Source organism: Azospirillum formosense, from assembly GCF_013340925.1.
Taxonomy (GTDB): Bacteria; Pseudomonadota; Alphaproteobacteria; order Azospirillales; family Azospirillaceae; genus Azospirillum; species Azospirillum formosense.
Genome location: NZ_WHOR01000492.1, coordinates 1 through 1,372, shown reverse-complemented (window position 1 = coordinate 1,372; position 1,372 = coordinate 1). Strand labels below are relative to the sequence as shown.

The 1,372-nt window shown below is 71.5% G+C and carries 1 protein-coding gene; it reads right to left on the bottom strand.

Translation table 11 applies throughout. The features are described from left to right. Positions 1-15: 15 nt before the first annotated feature. Positions 16-1,071, bottom strand: coding sequence for a M1 aminopeptidase family protein (locus GBZ26_RS29345; protein ID WP_174441797.1), 1,056 nt, complete (start codon positions 1,069-1,071; stop codon positions 16-18). Between the last annotated feature and the right edge of the window lie 301 nt (positions 1,072-1,372).

The following is a 1,372-nucleotide window of genomic DNA, read 5'->3' as shown; positions in this document are numbered from 1 at the left end:
AGTTGTGTATAAGAGTCAGAAGAAGATCTGTGTGGCGTCGTGGACCTTGGCGCGGAAATCGGTCAGGGCGGAATCGCGCTCCGCCGGCAGGGCGGCGTAGTCGCGCAGCCAGTCCAGCCGCATGGCCCACGCCGCATCCTCCCCACGCGCCTCCGCCGCCGCGTAGTCGGCCATGAAGGTGGTCAGCCCCTCCGACCAATTTCCAGGCCAGTTCCCGTCTCCGCCGACACGCACCCCGTTGCCCCACCAGTTGTGCAGGATCTCATGGGGCAGCGACTGGGCGCGGATGAAGGGCAGCGGCATCACCTGCCGCCCGATGTAGGTCAGCCCCGGAAAGCCCAGACCGACCGGCAGCGGGGCCGAGAGGATCGCGAATCCGGCAAAGGGATAGGCGCCGATCCGCGCCGCCTGCGCGTCGATGGTCCGGGCGCTGAGGTCCAGATACTCGTCGGCCAGCGGGGCCTGTTCCGGATGGAAGTAGGTGCGCAGGCGCAATCCGTTATGCATCCGTTCCGTCACCTGCCACGCCCCGGCGAAGAGCGACGGCTCCTCGACGCTGCGCTCCTCCGCGAAGGTCGCGGCGTAGCCGGCACCATCGCGCGTCTCCTCGACCAGACGGCCCGTCGCCACCGCGACGAAGGGCGCCGGCACCCGGACCGACAGGCGCCAGGAGGGCGGCTCCGCCGCGCCGCTTTCGGGAGTCGGAATCCAACCGGTGCCGCCGGGCAGATAGGCGCCCTCCTCCCCGCCGCCGCCGCCCCGCGATTCCGGCGTCAGGGGCGGCAGCGTTCCGGCGTAGCGCAGGCGAAGCTCGCCGCCGCCCTCTGGCACGGTCACCGGCAGGGCGTTGCCACGCACCGCGACCGGCTTGCCGTCGAGGCGCGCTTCCCCCACCGCCAGCCCCGGCGCCAGCATCAGCCGGTGCGTCCCGGCGGGCAGACGCAGCCGGTCCTCCACCTCCAGCCGCCGCGCGGCGGGGTCCAGCGTGACGGTCAGGTCATGGTGCAGGCCGGCGGCCCAGCCGGGCGCGGCGGCGAGAATGCCGCAAAGGGCGAGGAGGAGGGTGCGCATGGCCCTGCAATATAAGGCTTGCGCTGCGCCGCACCAGCGTCGGCACGTCGGCGTTGCGGGGCTGCCTGCCCATACGCGCCAAACCAAGGGATGAGCGATCCACGGTCAGGCTCGGTCAGTTGGGCGAGGCACAAATTCGCAGCCTGCCACTCGGGCACGGGTGGGGAAAGGCAAAGCCCTTCCCCCTTCCCCTCACCCCACGGCGGGCAGCCGGTCCAGGAACTTGTCGAGCGTGATCGGGTACTCGCGCACCCGCAGGCCCGTCGCGTTGTGGACCGCGTTGGCGACCGCGGCACCCACC